Origin of the sequence: Micromonospora sp. NPDC049240, assembly GCF_040647835.1 — a bacterium.
GTDB lineage: Bacteria > Actinomycetota > Actinomycetes > Mycobacteriales > Micromonosporaceae > Micromonospora.
Genome location: NZ_JBEZCX010000016.1, coordinates 91,159 through 109,332 on the forward strand (window position 1 = coordinate 91,159; position 18,174 = coordinate 109,332).

Here is an 18,174-nt window from a genome sequence, read left to right on the forward strand (position 1 = left end):
CGCGCCACCTACCGTCGATGTGCCGACTACGCTCGACGTGACGGGGACCGGGACGGCGAGCGGAGCGGGCAGGTCGATGAGCGTCAGACGGATCATGGGCACCGAGGTCGAGTACGGCATCTCCGTGCCCGGCCAGGCCGGAGCCAACCCGATGGTCACCTCCTCGCAGGTGGTCAACGCCTACGGGGCGCGACCGGAACTCAACCGGGGCGGACGGGCCCGCTGGGACTACGAGGAGGAGTCGCCACTGCGCGACGCCCGCGGGTTCACCTACTCCGGGGCGGCGTACGACCCGGCCGAGGCGCTCGCCGACGAGGACCTCGGGCTGGCCAACGTGATACTCACCAACGGCGCCCGGCTCTACGTCGACCACGCCCACCCCGAATACTCCACCCCGGAGGTGACCACCCCGCTCGACGTGGTCCGCTGGGACAAGGCGGGCGAGCGGGTGATGGCCGAGGCGGCCCGACGGGCCGCCACCATCCCGGGCACCCACCCGATCCACCTCTACAAGAACAACACCGACAACAAGGGCGCCAGCTACGGCGCCCACGAGAACTACCTGATGCGCCGGCAGACCCCGTTCGCCGACATCGTGGCGTACCTGACGCCGTTCTTCGTGACCCGGCAGATCGTCTGCGGCGCGGGCCGCGTGGGCATCGGCCAGGACGGCGGCCAGAGCGGCTTCCAGATCTCCCAACGTGCTGACTTCTTCGAGGTCGAGGTCGGGCTGGAGACCACGCTCAAGCGGCCCATCATCAACACCCGCGACGAGCCGCACGCGGACGCCGACAAGTACCGCCGCCTGCACGTCATCATCGGCGACGCCAATCTCTCCGAGATCTCCACGTTCCTCAAGGTCGGCACCACGTCGCTGATCCTCGCCATGATCGAGGAGAAGGCGCTCGGCGCCGACCTGGGCATCGCCGACCCGGTGGGTGAGTTGCGCGCGGTCAGCCACGACCCGTCCCTGAAGCACCTCATGCGGATGCGCGACGGTCGCCGGCTGACCGCGCTGGACGTGCAGTGGGCCTACCACGAGCGGGTCCGTTCCTTCGTGGACGAGCGGTACGGCCCCGACGTGGACGCGCAGACCGCCGACGTGCTGGACCGCTGGGAGAGCGTGCTGGACCGGCTCGGCCGCGACGCCTTCGAGTGCGCCGACGAGCTGGACTGGGTGGCCAAGCTGCGGGTGCTGGAGGGCTACCGGGAGCGGGAGAAGCTCGGCTGGGGCTCGCACAAGTTGCAACTGGTCGACCTGCAGTACTCCGACGTGCGGCCGGAGAAGGGCCTCTACCACCGGCTGGTCCAGCGCGGCTCGATGAAGACGCTGCTCACCGACGAGCAGACCCGCACCGCGATGACCGAGCCGCCGGAGGACACCCGGGCCTACTTCCGCGGCCGGTGCCTGGCCCAGTACGCCTCCGAGGTGGTGGCCGCGAGCTGGGACTCGGTCATCTTCGACGTGGGCCGGGAGTCGCTGGTCCGGGTGCCGATGATGGAGCCCGAGCGGGGCACCCGCGCCCACGTCGGCCAGCTCTTCGACAGGTGTGAGAGCGCCAAGGATCTGCTGGAGCTGCTGACCGGCGGCTGAGCCGGTTGCCGGAAGGCCCGTTGCGTGCCGAACCCGGCGCGCGGCGGGCTTTTCGTCGCCCGCGCGAGGTAAGTTGATCGCAGGCGATCGTGGAGGAGGCACCACCATGGCGACGCAAGAGGGTGGTCAGACCCAGTCCGGCAAGTCCCACGAGGAGGTCGAGGAGGTCACCGCGCAGGCCAACCCCGAGGTGGCCGAGCGGCACGCCGAGATCACCGAGGACGTCGACGACCTGCTCGACGAGATCGACTCCGTCCTGGAGGAGAACGCGGAAGAGTTCGTGAGAGGATATGTGCAGAAGGGGGGTCAATGAGGCTTATGTCCGATTTGCCGCAGGCTTCGGACAAGCTCTGCCCCCAGTGTGGTCGGTCGCTGCCGGCGTCGGCGTTTCACCGTAACCGGCGGCGGCCAGATGGCCTGGCCTTCTACTGCAAGACCTGCGCACTCGCGCGCTCGGAGGCGAGCCGCCGTAGGCGCGGGATCACGCCGCAGAAGAAGGCGGCCGTGCCGGTCGCGGACGGCCTGAAGTGGTGCCCCGACTGTGCGCAGATCAAGCCGGTCGACGACTTTCCTCGAACCACCAGCGCGAGCGGTCGCCACAGCTACTGCAAGCCCTGCCACATCGCACGGGGCAACGAGAGCAAGCAGCGGCTCTACGGCGGCAATCGCGAGTACCACCTGCGTCGCCGCTACGGGGTCGGGGAGAAGGAGTTCCAGGAGCTCCTGGCCGAGCAGGGCGGCGTGTGCGCGATCTGTCGGCGTCCCGATCCGGAACATCTGGACCACGATCATCGCACCGGATGGGTCCGCGGGATACTCTGCTTCAACTGCAACGGCGGTCTCGGCCAGTGCAAGGACAACCTCGACACCCTGGCCGGGGCGATCACATACCTGAGAGGAACCACGTGGCAGCGGGTTTTGATCCATCCGGGCGTCTTCCAGATGTGTTCACCAACGCGGGGACGTCCTCCTTCACCACGTTCCTGAGCAAGGCGGCCCCCGAGATGCTGCCGGGTCGTCGGCCGCTGCCGCCCGGCATGGCCGCCGACCTGGCGCCGCACGCGACCACCATCGTGGCGATCGCGGCCGCGAACGGCGTGGTCATGGCCGGCGACCGTCGCGCCACCATGGGCAACCTGATCGCCCAGCGCGACATCGAGAAGGTGCACCCGGCCGACGCGTACTCGCTTGTCGGCATCGCGGGCACGGCGGGCATCGGCATCGAGCTGATGCGACTGTTCCAGGTGGAGCTGGAGCACTACGAGAAGATCGAGGGCGCGATGCTCTCGCTCGACGGCAAGGCCAACCGGCTGGCCTCGATGATCCGGGGCAACCTGGGCGCGGCCATGCAGGGCCTGGCCGTGGTCCCGCTGTTCGCCGGCTTCGACCTGGCCGCGAGCGACCCGGCGCGGGCCGGCCGGATCTTCAGCTTCGACGTGACCGGCGGCCCCTACGAGGAGACCGGTTACGACGCGATCGGCTCCGGTTCGCTGTTCGCCAAGTCCGCGCTGAAGAAGCGCTTCCGGGCCGGCCTGTCGGTCGACGACGCGACGCGGCTGGCCGTCGAGGCGCTCTACGACGCCGCGGACGACGACACCGCCACCGGCGGCCCCGACCTGACCCGGCGGATCTACCCGGTCGTGATGACCGCGACGGCCGAGGGTACCCACCGGCTCACCGACGCCGAGACGGCGGCGATCGCGGAGAGCGTGGTGTCCGGTCGGATGGAGAACCCCGGCGGCTGACCCCGCTCGCACGTCCACCGAGTCAGCAGTCCCGCACCACAGGTACGAAGGAGAACCGCCGCCGTGGCCATGCAGTTCTACGCCTCGCCCGAGCAGATCATGCGCGACCGCTCCGAGTTGGCCCGCAAGGGCATCGCCCGGGGTCGTAGCGCGGTGGTCCTGAGCTACGCCGGCGGGGTGCTCTTCGTCGCCGAGAACCTGTCCAGCACGCTGCACAAGGTCAGCGAGATCTACGACCGGATCGGCTTCGCCGCGGTCGGCCGGTACAACGAGTTCGAGAACCTGCGGCGCGCCGGGGTGCGGATGGCCGACCTCAACGGCCTGAGCTACGACCGGCGCGACGTGACCGGGCTGGCGTTGGCGAACGCGTACGCGCAGACGCTGGGCGCCATCTTCACCGAGCAGTCGAAGCCGTTCGAGGTGGAGATCTGCGTGGCCGAGGTGGCTGCCTCGCCGGACGACGACTCGCTCTACCGGGTGACCTACGACGGCTCGGTCAACGACGAGCCGGGCCGGATGGCGATGGGCGGTCAGGCCGAGGCGATCACCGGGGTGCTGAAGAACGAGCACCGGCCGGAGATGTCGCTGTCGGAGGCGGTACGCGCCGCGATGAAGGCGCTGAGCAGCGTCGGCGGCGAGGGCGGGGCGGCCCGCACGATCGCGGCGAACCAGTTGGAGGTGGCGGTCCTGGACCGGCGCCGGGTGGGCCGGACGTTCCGGCGGATCACCGGCGCGGCGCTGACCGCGTTGCTGGACGGCGACGCGGAGGGTGACGTCGCGCCGGCGCCGGGCCGGGCGAAGACGCCGACCGTGCCGACCGAGGAGGCGAAGAAGCCGACCACGTCGGCGGGTTCGGCCGACCTGGAGGGCAATCGGGAGGACGCGCCCGGCGAGTGACACCGGTTTCCGGACCCCGCCACGTCGCTGAGGTGGCGGGGTTCGTCGTCGTCCGGGGGCCCGGCGTACGCCGCTGACGGCGGGCGCTGCCCATCGAGGGCTCCGGGCGGCTAATGTCTCATCATGGAGCGGCGAATCTTCGGCCTCGAGACCGAGTACGGCGTCACCTGCACCTATCGCGGGCAGCGCCGGCTTTCCCCCGACGAGGTCGCGCGGTACCTGTTCCGACGGGTGGTGTCGTGGGGCCGGTCGAGCAACGTTTTCCTGCGTAACGGAGCCCGTCTCTATCTGGACGTGGGCTCGCATCCGGAATATGCGACGCCGGAGTGCGACTCGGTGACCGATCTGGTGGCGCACGACCGGGCCGGCGAGCGGATCCTGGAGGGGCTGCTCGTCGACGCGGAGAAGCGGCTGCACGACGAGGGCATCGCGGGCGAGATCTACCTGTTCAAGAACAACACCGATTCGGCCGGCAACTCGTACGGCTGCCACGAGAACTACCTGGTGTCCCGGCACGGGGAGTTCGGCCGGCTGGCCGACGTGCTGATTCCGTTCCTGGTCACCCGGCAGTTGATCTGCGGTGCGGGCAAGGTGTTGCAGACGCCGCGCGGCGCGGTCTACTGCCTGTCGCAGCGGGCGGAGCACATCTGGGAGGGCGTCTCCTCGGCGACCACCCGGAGCCGGCCGATCATCAACACCCGGGACGAGCCGCACGCGGACGCGGAGCGCTACCGCCGGCTGCACGTCATCGTCGGCGACTCCAACATGAACGAGGTCACCACGCTGCTGAAGGTCGGCACCGCCGACATCGTGCTGCGGATGATCGAGGCCGGCGTGGTGATGCGGGACCTGACGTTGGAGAACCCGATCCGGGCCATCCGGGAGGTGTCGCACGACATCACCGGCCGGCGCAAGGTCCGGCTGTCCTCCGGCAAGGAGGTCTCGGCGCTGGAGATCCAGCAGGAATACCTCGCGAAGGCGACGGAGTTCGTGGAGCGCCGGGGCGGGGACCAGACCGCGAAGCGGGTGGTGGAACTGTGGGGGCGGGTGCTGCGGGCGGTGGAGACGGGCGATCTGGACCCGGTGGCACGCGAGATCGACTGGGTGAGCAAGCTCAAGCTGATCGAGCGTTACCAGCGCAAGCACGACCTGCCGCTGTCACATCCCCGGGTGGCGCAGATGGATCTGGCCTATCACGACCTGCGCCGTGGCCGGGGGCTGTACGGGTTGCTGGAGCGCCGGGGCGAGGTGGACCGGGTGGCGAACGACCCGGAGATCTTCGAGGCGAAGGAGACGCCGCCGCAGACCACCCGGGCGCGGCTGCGTGGTGAGTTCATCCGGCACGCGCAGGAGAAGCGGCGTGACTTCACCGTCGACTGGGTGCACCTGAAGCTGAACGACCAGGCGCAGCGCACGGTGCTCTGCAAGGACCCGTTCCGCGCGTACGACGAGCGGGTGGAGCGGCTGATCGCCAGCATGTGAGCGCGGCGGCGGCCGGTGCCTTGGTGCCGGCCGCCGCGGCCCCGGTAGGCTGGCCCGGCCATGGACACTTCCGAACCGCAGGGCCGCGAGCGCGGCCAGACCTCCGGCCGCGAGCGGGACGGCGGCGCCGAGAAACTCAACTGGATCGACCGGCGGCGGGAGAAGATCCGCGCCGAGATCGCGCGCAACCGCCGCGGCGACCACAAGGTGCCGACGTGGGCGATGGCGGTCGCGCTGGTGGTGATCGTGGCGGCCTGGATCGGGCTGATCGTCTTCTTCGGCTGAGGCCGGGCCGGCGGGGTGGCTCAGCCGAGCAGGCCGGCGGCGTACCGGCCGGCGGCGGCGGCGGCCACGAAGTAGGCGTGCTCGGCATCGAGGCCGCGGCCCATCGTCGAGAGCCCGACCGGGCTGGCGCGCAGCGCCGCGTCGAGGCCGTCGGTGGGCACGGTGACGACGCGATGCCGGTCCGCGAGTGGTGCCAGCGCCGCCGTCACGTCCGCCGCCAGTTCCGGGTCGAGGCCGTCGGGCACGACCAGCTCCGCGGGGGCCAGCGCGACCCGGCCGTACGCGGTGAGGCTGTGGTGGGAGACGCCGCGGTGCCGGGGGCGGGGATCGGCGTCGGAGATCCGCAGTGAGCCGACCGGGCGTCCGCCCAGCGTGGCGACCGCGTTGACGGCCTCACCGACGGCGACGCCGGAGAAGCCCCAGCGGGTGCCGGTGCCGAGGTTGCCCGGCCCCTGGGCGACGATCGCCAGGTCGGCGTGGAGCACGTGCCGGGCGGCGAGCAGGCCGCTGTGCAGCGTGCTGGCTTCCAGGTCGCCGCCGAACGCCTGGCCGACGCTGACCGTGCCGGCGAGGTGGCCGGCGAGGCCGGCGAGGGTCCGGGAGAACCAGGCGGGCAGCGCGCCGCCGTCGGTGAGCAGGTACGCGACCCGGGCGTGCGGGGCGTCGGCGTGCACGCCGGCCAGGATCGCCGGCAGGGCGGAGTGCAGGTCGGCGGTGACCACCGGCATGCCGTCGACGGACTCGGCGGTGGCCAGCCGGTGGTGGTGCGGGGAGGCTTCCTCGTCGACGCCGAGCAGGATCGGTTGCAGCGGCGTGTAGCGGGCCTTGACGAGGTGCCCGGCGTCGCGGCTATCGCCGGCCTGCGGCGGGTCGGCGGGGAGCCGGTCGGGCAGCGCGACGACCAGGGCGTAACCGCCGGTGCCGAGGCCCATCAGCAGCGCGCCGGCGTTGAGCAGCACGCGGTCGCCGGGCGCCGGGTCGCCGACCAGCGCCGGGTAGGCCAGGGCCCGCATCCGGGCACCGTCGGGCAGGTCGACGTCGAGTTCCACGGCGCCGGCCCACCGTCGTCGTACCGTCGTGACCGTGCCGGACCGCCATCGCACCATGACCGGCAACCTATCGGCCGGCGGCGGGGCGGGCGACGGCCGGGTCAGGCGTCCTGGTCGACGGGTCGACCGGGTTCGTCCTGGGTGGTCCGGGCGCGCCGGCCGGTGGCGCGGGACCGGGTGGGGTCGAGGAAGACGTACGCGATCTCCGGGAACCGCCCGGTGAGTCGGCGTTCCGCCTCGTCGGCGGCGGCCTCGATCTCTGCGCCGGTGGCGTCGTCGCGGAAGTCGACCTTGGCGGCGACGAGGATGTCCTCCGGGCCGAGGAACATGGTCATCAGCGTGTCGACCCGGTCGACCGTCGGCAGCGCGGCCAGCTCCTGCTCGATCTGCCGGTGGGTGCGTTCCGAGACGGCGCGGCCGACCAGCAGCGAGATGTTGCTGTGGGCCAGGATCGCGGCGACCACCAGCAGCAGCACGCCGATGAGGATGGAGGCGACGCCGTCGTAGAGTTCGTCGCCGGTGAGGTGGGACAGGGTGAGCCCGGCGGCGGCGATGAGCAGGCCGATCAGCGCGGCGCTGTCCTCCAGGAAGACCGCCTTGACCGTGGTGTCGGCGGTGAGCCGCAGGTAGCGGCGGGGAGTGGTGCGCCAGCGCCGGGATTCGCCGCGCACCTGCCGGACGGCCCGGGCCAGCGACACCGACTCGATGGCGAACGAGATCGCCAGCACCACGTACGCGACCAGGTAGTCGCCGGTGTGTTCGTGCACGAGGATGGTGGTGACGCCGTGGGTGATGGCGAAACCGGCGCCGGCCACGAACGTGAACAGCGCGGCGAGGAACGCCCAGACGTAGCTCTCCTTGCCGTACCCGAACGGGTGCCGGGGGTCGGCGGGCCGCGCGCCGCGACGCAGCGCCAGGTAGAGCAGCACCTCGGTGGTGGTGTCGGCGACCGAGTGGGCGGCCTCGGAGAGCATCGCCGCGGAGCCGGAGAGCAGGCCCGCGACCAGCTTGGCGATCGCGATGGCGAGGTTGGCCGCGCCGGCCACCACGACGGTGCCGACGCTCTCGGTCTTGACTTCCGGTTCCGCCATGGGCTCACCCTATGGCCGGTCCGGAGGGGCCGCGCGGTGAGGCGGGAGGGGCCGCTCGGGTGGTGACCGCGCGCCGCGCCCGCGTGGGTGCCCGCGTCGGACGCGCGGGCTGCTAGCGTTCGGTACGTGTCCCGGACCCGTACCGAACGCCTGGTCAACCTGGTGATCTGCCTGCTGTCGACGCGGCGTTTCCTGACCGCCGCCCAGATCGCCGCGACCGTGCCCGGCTACGAGCACGACCCGGACGACGCCAAGGACCACGAGGCGTTCCAGCGCAAGTTCGAGCGCGACAAGGCCGAGCTGCGGGAGCTGGGCGTGCCGCTGGAGACCGGCACGGCAAGCGTCTTCGACGCCGAGCCGGGCTACCGGATCGCCCACCGGGAGTACGCGCTGCCCGACATCCCGCTCGAACCGGACGAGGCCGCCGCGGTGGGCATCGCGGCCCGGCTGTGGCAGCACGCCGGCCTGGCCGCCGCCGCCTCGTCGGGGCTGGCGAAGCTGCGCGCCGCCGGCATCGACGTGGACCCGCAGGCCACCCTGGGTCTGGAGCCGATGGTGACGGTCGACCCGGCGTTCGCGCCGCTGACCGCCGCCGCGCGGGACCGCCGGGAGGTCGCCTTCGACTACCGGGTGCCGGACCGGGACGCGCCGACCCGCCGCCGGGTGCAGCCGTGGGGCGTGGTGTGCTGGCGCGGCCGGTGGTACGTGGTCGGTCACGACCTGGACCGGGCGGCGACCCGCTGCTTCCGGCTCTCCCGGGTCGTCGGCGCGGTCCGGGCGACCGGCGAGCCGGGGGCCTACCAGCCGCCCGCCGGGGTGGACCTGATCAGTCACGTGGCCCGCTGGTCGGGGCCGGTGGAGCGCACCGGCCGGGCGACCGTGCTGGTCACGCCGGGCCGCGCCGCCGGACTGCGCCGCTGGGCGGTGGAGAGCCACGCCGGGCCGGACGGGGACCGGCTGGTGCTGCCGTACGCCGACGCCGAGTTCCTGGCCGGCCAGATCGTCGGGTACGGCCCGGACGTGCGGGTGCTGGAGCCGCCGGAGGTCCGGGAGGCGGTCATCCAACGGTTGAAGGAGGTCGCGGCCCGGCACGACGAGCTGGCGGTGGCCGGGGGTGCCCGGTGACCCGGCCGGCGGCGGCCCGCGCCGGCCGTGCCTCGGCCGACCGGCTGGCCCGGCTGCTGAACCTGGTGCCCTACCTGCTGGCCCGGCCCGGCATCGAGATCGCCGAGGCGGCGCACGACCTCGGCGTGACCGAGCGGCAGCTCCGGGAGGATCTGGAGCTGCTCTGGGTGTGCGGGCTGCCGGGTTACGGCCCCGGTGACCTGATCGACATGGCGTTCGACGGTGACCGGGTGACGATCACCTACGACGCCGGCATCGACCGGCCGCTGCGGCTCACCCCCGACGAGGCGTTGGCCCTGGTGGTGGCGCTGCGGATGCTCGCCGAGACGCCCGGGGTGGCCAACCGGGAGGCGGTGGAGCGGGCCCTGGCGAAGATCGAGAGCGCGGCCGGTGACCTGGGCGGCGCGCCGGTGGAGGTGCTGCTGCCCGGCGACACCGACCGGGTGCGGGAGCTGCGCGCCGCGGTCGAGCGGGGCCGCGCGCTGCGGATCACCTACTACACGCCGGCGCGGGACGAGTCCACCGAACGCACCATCGACCCGTTGCGGATGCTGTCGGTGGGCGGCCGCGCGTACGTGGAGGCGTGGTGCCGCCGCGCCGAGGCGGTCCGGCTGTTCCGGGCCGACCGGATCGACGCGGTCACCGAGCTGCCGGAGCGGGCCGTGGTGCCGCCGCAGGCCCGCCCGCACGACCTGCGGGACGGCGTGTTCCGGCCGTCGGCCGACCTGCCGTTGATCACGCTGCGGATCGGCCGGGGCGAGCGGTGGATCACCGAATACTATCCGTGCGAGCGGGTCGAGGCCGACGGCGAGCAGTGGCTGGTGTCGCTGCGGGTCACCGACCTCGGCTGGGCCCGCCGGTTCGTGCTCGGGCTGGGCCCGGACGCGACCGTGGTGGCCCCGGCCGAGCTGGCCGAGCAGGTCCGCGCGCAGGCGGTCGCCGCGCTGGACGCGTACGCGGTCCCGACCGGCACCGCCGATCCGGCGGCCACCGGCGTCACCCGATAGGCTGACCGCGTGGTGATGTGGATCGTGCTCGGGGTCGTGCTGTTCGCGCTGGTCGTGCTGGCCCTGGCGGTCCGCCCGGTGGTGGCCCGGCTGTCCCGGCTGCGCCGGTCGGCGGTGGCGTTGCAGCGCCGGGCCGTCGAGGCGGAGTCGCTGCGCTCGGCCGCCGAGGAGTTGCAGGCGCGGGCCGAGGCGCTCCAGGAGCGGGCGACCGTCGCGCAGGAGCGGATCACGTTGATCAAGGCCAAGCGCGGGGAGTAGTGATCGACGCGTGCCGTTTCCCACCCGAATGCGCCGGGACGGGTGGTTGACGGGACACTTCGGGTTGGCCGAGACTTCACCGACCGGGTCGGCACCAGCGGGCCCGGCAGGGGTGGCAAGCCGCTGCGACGCACGTACGATGGGCGGCGACCCACCTCACCACCGACACAGAGCGACTGGAGCTTCCCATGGGTGCCCTCAAGCCGTGGCACATCGCCGTACTCGTGGTCGTGCTGATCCTGCTGTTCGGCGCGAAGCGGCTCCCGGACGCGGCCCGCTCGCTGGGCCGTTCGCTGCGGATCATCAAGGCCGAGACGAAGAGCCTGCACGACGACGACCGTGACCTGGCCGAGAAGGCCGACGCGCAGGCCGCCTACCAGCCTCTCCCGCCGCAGCAGCCGGTCCAGGGCCAGCAGCAGTACGCGCAGCCCCAGCAGCAGTATGCTCCGCAGCCGCAGCAGCCGGTCGCCCCGCCGGTCGACCCGGTGCAGCGCGTCCGCGAGAACTGATCCGAAGGGGCCTCATCACCGTGGCCTTCGGGTTGAAGAAGCGCGGGCCGAGCACGTTCGCGCGCGCCGCCGACGGCTCGATGACGCTCATCGAGCACATCCGCGAGCTGCGTAACCGCCTGTTCCGGGCCTCACTGGCGATCCTGTTCGGCTTCGGCTTCGGCGTCTGGCTGTCCGGGCCGGTGATGCACCTGCTGCAGAAGCCCTACTGCGACCTGCCCAAGGCGCGATTGATCAACGGCGACTGCAACTTCGTGCAGCTCGGTCCCGCCGACCTGTTCCTGCTGCAGATGAAGGTCTCCCTCTGGGTCGGCCTGATCATCGCGGCACCGATCTGGCTCTACCAGCTCTGGGCGTTCATCGCGCCTGGCCTGCACCGACACGAGCGGCGCTACGCCTACTTCTTTACCGCCCTGGCGGCGCCGCTGTTCGCGGCCGGTGCGGTGCTGGCGTTCTTCGTCACCTCCAAGGGCCTGGAGTTCCTGCTCGACGTCTCCGGCGGCGGTGACGTCACCACCACGCTCGACATCACCCGCTACATCGGGTTTGTCACCAACCTGATCCTGCTGTTCGGGGTGGCGTTCGAGTTCCCGCTGATCGTGCTGATGCTCAACTTCGTCGGCCTGGCCAGCGCGAAGCGGCTGCTGAGCTGGTGGCGTGTGGCGATCTTCGTGTTCTTCGCGTTCTCCGCGGTGGTCACGCCGACGCCGGACCCGTTCGGCATGACGGCGCTGGCGTTCTGCCTCTCCGCGCTCTACTTCGGCGCGGTGGGGTTGGCGTTCCTCAACGACAAACGGCGTGGACGTGGGCGCGAGGTCTACGCAGGCATCGACGACGACGAGGTGTCGCCGCTGGACCTGTCCGACGAGCCGGTGCCGACCGGCGCCCGGATCGAGGCGTCCGCCCCGGTCGCGGCCCCCGAGCCGGTCGCCGCGCCGGCGCCGATCGAGCGCCGCTACGACGACATGACCTGACCCTTCCGCCCGTCCCGAACGCCGTCCCCGCTGCTCGGGGGCGGCGTTCGCCCGTTGCGGGAGATGGGGTGGATCGGGGCTCAGGCCACCCGGCGGGCGGCGGTGGGGGACAGCGGCGCGACGGCGTCGGGGTGCAGGATCGCGGCGATCGCCTCGGCGCCGTCGACCAGGCGGGGACCGGCCCGCACGATGAGCGCGTCCGCGTCCACCGCCCAGACCTCCGCGCCCGGGAAGTGCCCGGCCACCGCGCCGGCCTGGTCGGCGGCCCCGTCCAGCCGGAAGCCGCACGGCGCGACCAGCACCACCTCCGGCTCGGCGGCACGCAGCTCCGCCCAGGTCGTCGGCGTGGACCGGGCCCCCGCACTGGTGGCCACCGGCTCGCCGCCGGCGACGTCCACCAGGTCCGGGATCCAGTGCCCGGCGCCGAACGGCGGGTCCACCCACTCGACCACGGCGACCCGCCGCCGGGGCCGGCCGGCGACCGCCGACCGGATCGCCGCCAGCCGGGCGCGCAGGCCGTCCACCAGGGCCTCGGCGCGGTCCGGCACCCGGGCCGCCGCGCCCACCGCGCGGATCGTGCCCAGCACGTCGTCGAGCGTGTACGGGTCGAGCGACAGCACCTCCGCCCGCGCGCCGAGATGGTCGACGGCGTCGGCCACCCGGCCGGACGGCAGCGCGCAGACCCGGCACAGGTCCTGGGTGAGGATCAGGTCCGGGTCCAACCCGGCCAGCGCGCCGGCGTGCAACGTGTACAGGTCGTCGCCGGCGGCGACCCGTTCCCGGACGTACGCGTCGATCTCACCGGGGCTCATGCCGCGGGTGTCCCGACCACCCACCACCACCGTGACGCCGGCCCGGTACGACGGCGGCACCTCACACTCGAACGTCACCCCGACCAGGTCGTCGCCGAGGCCCAGCGCGTAGACGATCTCGGTGGCGGACGGGAGCAGGGAGACCAGACGCATGCCGCCCATCATGCCGGGCCGGCGCGCGGCTGCACATTCGAGTCGCCCTCGGGCCTTGCCGCCGCCGCCGGCCCGCTTAGACTCTGCTGACTTCGCCGAGTCCCACGCCCCGTCCCGGTCAGCGCGCTGACCTCCGCTCCGGAGAGCCCCGATGAAAAGCCGTACCGCCGCCGTCCTGACCGTCCTCTGTGCCGCCACCGCGCTGACCGCCTGCGGCGACGACGAGCCCGCGCCGAAGGGCGAGCAGGTCCCGGTGACCGCCACCGACACCAGCTGCGAGGTCACCACCACGCTGTTCACCCCCGGCACGGTGACCTTCACCGTGACCAACCGGGGGCAGCAGGCCACCGGCGTCTACGTCTACGGACGGGAGGGCGACGGCTTCACCAAGGTGATCGCCGAGGTGGCCGACGTGCCGGCGGGCCGCAGCGGCGACCTGCGCGCCACGCTCGCCACCGGCTCCTACGAGGTGGCCTGCAAGCCGGGCCGGCAGGGCGACGGGGTGCGGACCCGGATCACCGTCTCCGACGACGGGAACGTGGCCAGCGCCGCGGCCGAGACCGCGTACGACCGGGCGGTCGCCATCGAGCTGACCGGTGACACGCTCACCGGCGCGGACGGGCTGATCGCCGAGCCCGGCGAGAAGCTCTCGCTGAAGGTGACCAACAAGACCGCCGGTGCCCGGACGCTGTACGTGCTCAATCCGGACGGCAAGCGGATCGCCGAGCTGAAGGCGGAGCCGAACGGCACCGCCGAGACGGTGGTGGCCCTGGGCGCGGCCGGGAACTGGACGCTCAAGGTCAAGGGCGACGGGGTGCCGTCGGTGAGCAGGCGGCTGGTGGTGCGCTGATCGGAGGAGTTGCGACGCGGGTGCATCCATCGGGGACGGTGCGGGCGAAGCAAGGGTCGTGACGACAGTCACGGACCTGGTCGCCTCGACGAAAGGCTCCCCGATGAACATCGCTCGTCTCGCCGCCCGGCTGGCCGTGGGTGCCACGGCCGCGGCGGTGGCCACCGCCGTCGCCGCCGCGCCCGCCCAGGCCGGCGCGAAGCAGCCCGGTACGCGTTCGCTGGCCGCGGTGCTCACCGCCGACAAGAGCGGCTTCGACCGCAACGCGCGGGACTTCGACGTGCTCACCAAGGCGGTCCTGACCGTGTTGGAGGCGAAGCCGAACTCGCCGGTGAAGGTGCTCACCGACGGCACGGTCGCGCTGACCGCGTTCGTGCCGAACGACTACGCGTTCCGCGAGCTGGTCCGCGACATCACCCACGCGCGCACGCTGCCGAGCGAGAAGGCCGCGTTCGACGGGGTCGCCGGCCTGGGTGTGGACACCGTGGAGAACGTGCTGCTCTACCACGTGGTGCCGGGCGCCACGATCGACCGGAAGGCGGCGCTGAAGGCCGACGGCGCGGAGCTGTCGACCGCGCTCGGCGCCTCCGTCGAGGTCGACGTGCGGCACTGCTGGTACGGCAAGCAGGTGCGCCTGGTCGACGCGGACACCAACGACCGTGACGCGCGGGTGGTCCGTTACGACATCAACAAGGGCAACAAGCAGATCGCCCACGCGGTGGACCGGGTGCTGCGCCCGGTCGACCTGCCCTGACAGCGCCCTTCCGACGGCGTCCGGCTCCGTGCCGGGCGCCGTCGTCGTGTCGCCGGTCAGCGGACGGAGTGGCCGAACTGGCTGCTCAACGCCAGCCCGGCGGAACAGCTCAGCTCACCGGGGGCGAGCTGGACGTGGGAGGGCCGCCACGTCTCGGCGGCGCCCGTCGGGCCGACGCGGGCGAGTAGGCAGTCGTACTGGCTGGCCCGCAGCGCCACGCCGACCGTGCCGCCCCGCACAGCGATCTCCTGCCGCACGGCCGGGTCGAGTTCCAGGCCGGCCACGGCGGCACGGACCGCGGCCTCGTCGGGGCCGGACCGGGTGAGCGCCGCCCGGAGCCGGGCGTCGACGCCGGTGAGGGACGGGTCCCGGGGGACCGGCAGCGGGTCGCCGGTGGGGCAGTCGATGTCGTCGTCGCGGTCGTCCCGTTCGGGGCCGAGGTTCAGCCGGAAGCAGACCGGCTCGGTGCCCTCGACCCGCTCGCCCCAGTCGTTGACGCCGACGCCGTGCCCGGTCACCCGCAGCACCAACGTCACCCCGGTCTGCCAGTGCGTCTCGCCGCGCACCTGGAGCACCTCCACCGCCTCCTCCTGCCCGGCGGCGTGCACGAACTCGTCGGCCTGGTAGAGGTGGTCGACATCGAACCGGCTCTCCAGCCGGTCGACCGTCTCGGTCGCGTCGGCGACCGCGCTGTCGTGCCAGGGCGTCTCGCCCGGCCGGTGCGCCCACCACAGCCCGGCGGCCAGCACGAACGGGGCCAGCGCGAACGGGGCGAGGACGGCGATCAGCGTGCGGGAACGCATGGCGCGGAGTATGCCGTACGGTCGTTCGCGCCGCGGCCCCGTCGATCACCGACGTCGGTGTCTCCCCTGGTGGGCGGTGCGCCCGGTGTCGTACCGTGCTCGCCGTGACCGCGCCCGATCATGTTCCGCCCGGCCCGGTGGCCGTGCTCGCCAACCCGACCGCCGCCCGGGGCCGGCACCGGGGCCTGCTGCCGGAGGTCCTGGCGCGCCTCGGTGCCGCCGGCCGCCCTGTGGAGCTGCTGCGCGCGCGTACCGCCGGGGAGGCGGAGGCGGCGTGCCACGCCGCGGTGGCCGGCGGCGCCGGGGCGCTGGTCTCGGTCGGCGGCGACGGCACCGTGCACCGTGCGGTGCAGGCGGTCGCCGGCACGGCGGTGCCGTTCGGGCCGGTCCCGGCCGGCACCGGCAACGACTTCGCGGTGGACACCGGCTACCCGGCCGACCCGCTCGCCGCCGTCGACGTGATCGCCGCCGCGCTGGCCGCCGGCCGGACCCGCCCGGTGGACCTGGCCCGGCTGTCCCGGCCCGGCGACGACGACCGTTGGTTCGGTGCGGTGCTCGCGGCCGGCTTCGACGCGATCGTCAACGAGCGGGCCAACCGGATGCGCTGGCCGCGCGGTCGGCGCCGCTACGACCTGGCGATCCTGGTCGAGCTGGCCCGGCTGCGCCCCCGCCGCTACCGGCTCACCCTCGACGGCGTGCCGCACGAGGTGGACGCGGTGCTGGTCGCGGTCGGCAACGCGGCCAGCTACGGCGGCGGCATGCGGATCTGCCCGGACGCCGACCCGACCGACGGGCTGCTGGACGTGGTGGTGGGCGGTCGCTTCGACAGGCGCACGCTGATGCGGGTCAAGCCCCGCATCTACCGGGGCACCCACGTCACGCACCCGCTGGTGCGGACCTACCGGGCGCGGACGGTGGAGTTGGTCGCCGACGGCATCACCACGTACGTGGACGGCGAGCGGGCGTTCCCGTTGCCGGTGACCGTCACCGCCGTGCCGGCGGCGCTGCGGCTGCTGCGCTGACCACGGCCGGTGGTGGGGCGGCGGCGCGGACCGCGCCCGCGCTCGCGGCCACCACCAGCGCGATGGCGAGCACCTCGACCGGGTGCAGCGCCTGACCGAGCACCAGCCAGCCGGCCAGCGCGGCGATCGCCGGTCCGAGGCTCATCAGCACCGCGAACGTGGCGGTGGGCAGCCGCCGCAGCGCCGCCAGCTCCAGGCTGTACGGCAGCACCGAGGCGAGCAGCGCCAGCCCGGCGCCGAGCCCCAGCACCGCCGGGTGGGTCAGCCGACCGCCCGCGTCGACCAGCCCGATCGGCAGGGTGACAAGCGCCGCCACGGTGAGGGCCAGGGCCAGCCCGTCGGCCCGGGGGAACCGCGCGCCGACCCGGGCCGAGCAGACGATGTACGCCGCCCACATCGTGCCCGCCGCCAGCGCCAGCGCCGCGCCGACGGGGTCCAGCCGGTCGAAGCCGCCCTGCCCGAGCAGGGCGACGCCGGCCAGCGCCAGCCCGGCCCAGCACCACGCGGCGACCCGGCGCGCCCCGACCACGGAGAGCGCCAACGGTCCGAGCACCTCCAGCGTCACGGCCGGCCCGAGCGGGATCCGTTCGATCGCCTGGTAGAAGATCGAGTTCATGCCGGCCAGGGCCAGCCCGAACGCGACCACGGCGGCCCAGTCGCCGCGCCGGTGCCCGCGCAGCCGGGGCCGGCACACGACGAGCATCAGCAGCGCGCCGAGAGTGAGCCGCAGCGTGACCGCCCCGGCCACCCCGGTACGCGGGAACAACGACGCGGCCAGCGCGGAGCCGAACTGCACGGACAACGCCCCACCGAGCACCAGCGCCACCCCACCGAGCCGGCCCGGCGGTGGGGGGTGCCGGGCGGTGCCGCCGCTGACCTCAGCCGGCATGCCGGACATCGGGCCGGGCACGTCGGCCCCGGTGCTCCGCAGGGCGGCCGGCCCGACGCTCCGCCGCGCGGCCAGCTTGACGGCCCGACGCGTGGCCGGTCACCGGATGCCGGCCAGGTCGAGCACCGCGCCCAGCCCGTTCGGCCGGCCGGGCTCGGCGCACGGCAGCACCAGCACGCCGCAGCCGGCCGCCACCGCGCCGGCGTCGGCCGGGGTGTCGCCCACCATCAGCGTGTGCTCCGGGTCGACGCCGAGCAGCCCGCAGGCCCGCAGGAAGATGCCCGGGTCCGGCTTGCAGCGCCCCACCTCGTACGACAGCGCGTACGCGTCGACAAGCGCGTCGAGGTCCCAGGCGGTGAAGAGTGGTCGCAGGTCGAAGCCGATGTTGCTGACCACCGCCACCTTGACCCCGGCGGCCCGCAGCGCGCCGAGCACCGGCGCGGTGTCCGGGTACGGCAGCCAGCCCTCGGGCACCAGCACCCGCTCGTAGAGCGCGTCGGCGAGCCCGTCGATGCCGGCGTCGACGGTCTCGGCCAGCCCGGTGTAGGCCTCCCGGTGGGCGTGCGGGTAGAGGTCGCGGTCGGCCCACAGCTCGGCCAGCCGGGGCGGCACCCGGGCCGGCAGCGGACCGCCGGCCCGGCCGGCGGTGAGCAGCCGGTCGGCGAGCGAGGTGGCCTTGATCCGGTCCAGTTCGACCCCGCAGGCGGCCGCGGCGGCGCGCACCCAGGCCAGCGGCTCCTCCACCTGGGCGAGGGTGCCGTGGAAGTCGAAGAGCACCGCCTCCACGGGGCGGCGGGACGGGCTCGGGCGGACGGCGTCGTCGGCGCCGCGCGAGGCGTGGGGCAGTTCGGTACGGTCCGGCACGTCGTGCACCC

21 protein-coding genes are annotated in these 18,174 nt (G+C 73.4%); 15 read left to right on the forward strand and 6 right to left on the reverse strand.

Going from position 1 to position 18,174, the window contains the following annotated elements; translation table 11 throughout:
* The first annotated feature begins 76 nt into the window (after positions 1-76).
* The 7 genes from dop (at position 77) to AB0B02_RS23950 (ending at position 6,003) form a co-directional block, all read left to right on the forward strand.
* Positions 77-1,594 carry a depupylase/deamidase Dop gene (gene dop / locus AB0B02_RS23920; protein WP_357303636.1) on the forward strand — a complete coding sequence of 506 codons (1,518 nt, stop codon included), beginning with the start codon at positions 77-79 and terminating at the stop codon, positions 1,592-1,594.
* A 106-nt stretch (positions 1,595-1,700) separates the two neighbouring features.
* Positions 1,701-1,907, forward strand: a complete 207-nt coding sequence (locus AB0B02_RS23925) for a ubiquitin-like protein Pup (RefSeq protein ID WP_073836803.1) — start codon at positions 1,701-1,703, stop codon at positions 1,905-1,907.
* Between the two features lie 5 nt (positions 1,908-1,912).
* Entirely contained in the window at positions 1,913-2,581 is a 669-nt protein-coding gene (locus AB0B02_RS23930; protein ID WP_281940761.1) for an endonuclease VII domain-containing protein, read from the forward strand.
* A complete protein-coding gene (gene prcB, locus AB0B02_RS23935) occupies positions 2,500-3,339 on the forward strand; it encodes a proteasome subunit beta (RefSeq protein WP_199199544.1) in 840 nt (279 codons plus the stop codon). Before AB0B02_RS23930 ends, prcB begins: the two co-directional genes overlap by 82 nt.
* Before the next feature lie 63 nt (positions 3,340-3,402).
* A complete protein-coding gene (gene prcA / locus AB0B02_RS23940) occupies positions 3,403-4,236 on the forward strand; it encodes a proteasome subunit alpha (protein WP_281940763.1) in 834 nt (277 codons plus the stop codon).
* A gap of 123 nt (positions 4,237-4,359) precedes the next feature.
* Complete coding sequence (pafA, locus tag AB0B02_RS23945; RefSeq protein WP_107155591.1) at positions 4,360-5,718, forward strand: Pup--protein ligase; 1,359 nt, start codon at positions 4,360-4,362, stop codon at positions 5,716-5,718.
* Positions 5,719-5,778: 60 nt separating this feature from the next.
* Entirely contained in the window at positions 5,779-6,003 is a 225-nt protein-coding gene (locus AB0B02_RS23950; RefSeq protein WP_281940766.1) for a hypothetical protein, read from the forward strand.
* Positions 6,004-6,023: 20 nt separating this feature from the next.
* Here the strand turns inward: AB0B02_RS23950 and AB0B02_RS23955 are convergent, their stop codons facing one another.
* Together AB0B02_RS23955 and AB0B02_RS23960 are read right to left on the reverse strand one after the other, a co-directional pair.
* Positions 6,024-7,109 carry a DUF3866 family protein gene (locus AB0B02_RS23955; protein WP_281940768.1) on the reverse strand — a complete coding sequence of 362 codons (1,086 nt, stop codon included), beginning with the start codon at positions 7,107-7,109 and terminating at the stop codon, positions 6,024-6,026.
* Positions 7,110-7,153: 44 nt separating this feature from the next.
* Positions 7,154-8,143 (reverse strand): cation diffusion facilitator family transporter, encoded by a 990-nt coding sequence (locus AB0B02_RS23960; protein WP_281940770.1) that lies wholly within the window; start codon positions 8,141-8,143, stop codon positions 7,154-7,156.
* A gap of 126 nt (positions 8,144-8,269) precedes the next feature.
* On the opposite strand from AB0B02_RS23960, the gene AB0B02_RS23965 reads away from it, so the two are divergent.
* The 5 genes from AB0B02_RS23965 to tatC all read left to right on the forward strand — a co-directional run bounded on the left by AB0B02_RS23965 (position 8,270) and on the right by tatC (position 12,016).
* Positions 8,270-9,268, forward strand: a complete 999-nt coding sequence (locus tag AB0B02_RS23965; protein ID WP_281940772.1) for a WYL domain-containing protein — start codon at positions 8,270-8,272, stop codon at positions 9,266-9,268.
* Complete coding sequence (locus AB0B02_RS23970) at positions 9,265-10,275, forward strand: YafY family protein (protein WP_281940773.1); 1,011 nt, start codon at positions 9,265-9,267, stop codon at positions 10,273-10,275. Before AB0B02_RS23965 ends, AB0B02_RS23970 begins: the two co-directional genes overlap by 4 nt.
* Before the next feature lie 9 nt (positions 10,276-10,284).
* The gene (locus AB0B02_RS23975; RefSeq protein WP_281940774.1) at positions 10,285-10,533 is read left to right on the forward strand and encodes a hypothetical protein; all 249 of its coding nucleotides are present in this window, start codon (positions 10,285-10,287) and stop codon (positions 10,531-10,533) included.
* A 188-nt stretch (positions 10,534-10,721) separates the two neighbouring features.
* The gene (gene tatA / locus AB0B02_RS23980; RefSeq protein ID WP_281940775.1) at positions 10,722-11,042 is read left to right on the forward strand and encodes a Sec-independent protein translocase subunit TatA; all 321 of its coding nucleotides are present in this window, start codon (positions 10,722-10,724) and stop codon (positions 11,040-11,042) included.
* Between the two features lie 20 nt (positions 11,043-11,062).
* Entirely contained in the window at positions 11,063-12,016 is a 954-nt protein-coding gene (gene tatC / locus AB0B02_RS23985) for a twin-arginine translocase subunit TatC (protein ID WP_281940776.1), read from the forward strand.
* Positions 12,017-12,096: 80 nt separating this feature from the next.
* On the opposite strand, the gene AB0B02_RS23990 is transcribed toward tatC, so the two are convergent.
* On the reverse strand, positions 12,097-12,981 hold the full coding sequence (locus AB0B02_RS23990; RefSeq protein ID WP_281940778.1) for an ABC transporter substrate-binding protein: 885 nt from the start codon (positions 12,979-12,981) through the stop codon (positions 12,097-12,099).
* 151 nt (positions 12,982-13,132) lie between these two features.
* Here AB0B02_RS23990 and AB0B02_RS23995 point away from each other — a divergent pair, with 151 nt between their 5' ends.
* Positions 13,133-13,831, forward strand: a complete 699-nt coding sequence (locus AB0B02_RS23995; protein WP_281940779.1) for a hypothetical protein — start codon at positions 13,133-13,135, stop codon at positions 13,829-13,831.
* A 103-nt stretch (positions 13,832-13,934) separates the two neighbouring features.
* On the forward strand, positions 13,935-14,585 hold the full coding sequence (locus tag AB0B02_RS24000) for a fasciclin domain-containing protein (protein WP_107155602.1): 651 nt from the start codon (positions 13,935-13,937) through the stop codon (positions 14,583-14,585).
* Positions 14,586-14,641: 56 nt separating this feature from the next.
* On the opposite strand, the gene AB0B02_RS24005 is transcribed toward AB0B02_RS24000, so the two are convergent.
* Positions 14,642-15,388, reverse strand: a complete 747-nt coding sequence (locus AB0B02_RS24005; RefSeq protein ID WP_281940780.1) for a hypothetical protein — start codon at positions 15,386-15,388, stop codon at positions 14,642-14,644.
* 95 nt (positions 15,389-15,483) lie between these two features.
* Here AB0B02_RS24005 and AB0B02_RS24010 point away from each other — a divergent pair, with 95 nt between their 5' ends.
* On the forward strand, positions 15,484-16,410 hold the full coding sequence (locus AB0B02_RS24010; RefSeq protein WP_281940781.1) for a diacylglycerol kinase: 927 nt from the start codon (positions 15,484-15,486) through the stop codon (positions 16,408-16,410).
* Here the strand turns inward: AB0B02_RS24010 and AB0B02_RS24015 are convergent.
* Positions 16,373-17,299, reverse strand: a complete 927-nt coding sequence (locus AB0B02_RS24015) for an EamA family transporter (RefSeq protein ID WP_357303649.1) — start codon at positions 17,297-17,299, stop codon at positions 16,373-16,375. The genes AB0B02_RS24010 and AB0B02_RS24015 overlap by 38 nt on opposite strands.
* Positions 17,300-17,398: 99 nt before the next feature.
* On the reverse strand, positions 17,399-18,163 hold the full coding sequence (locus AB0B02_RS24020) for an HAD-IA family hydrolase (RefSeq protein WP_281940783.1): 765 nt from the start codon (positions 18,161-18,163) through the stop codon (positions 17,399-17,401).
* Positions 18,164-18,174 lie beyond the last annotated feature (11 nt).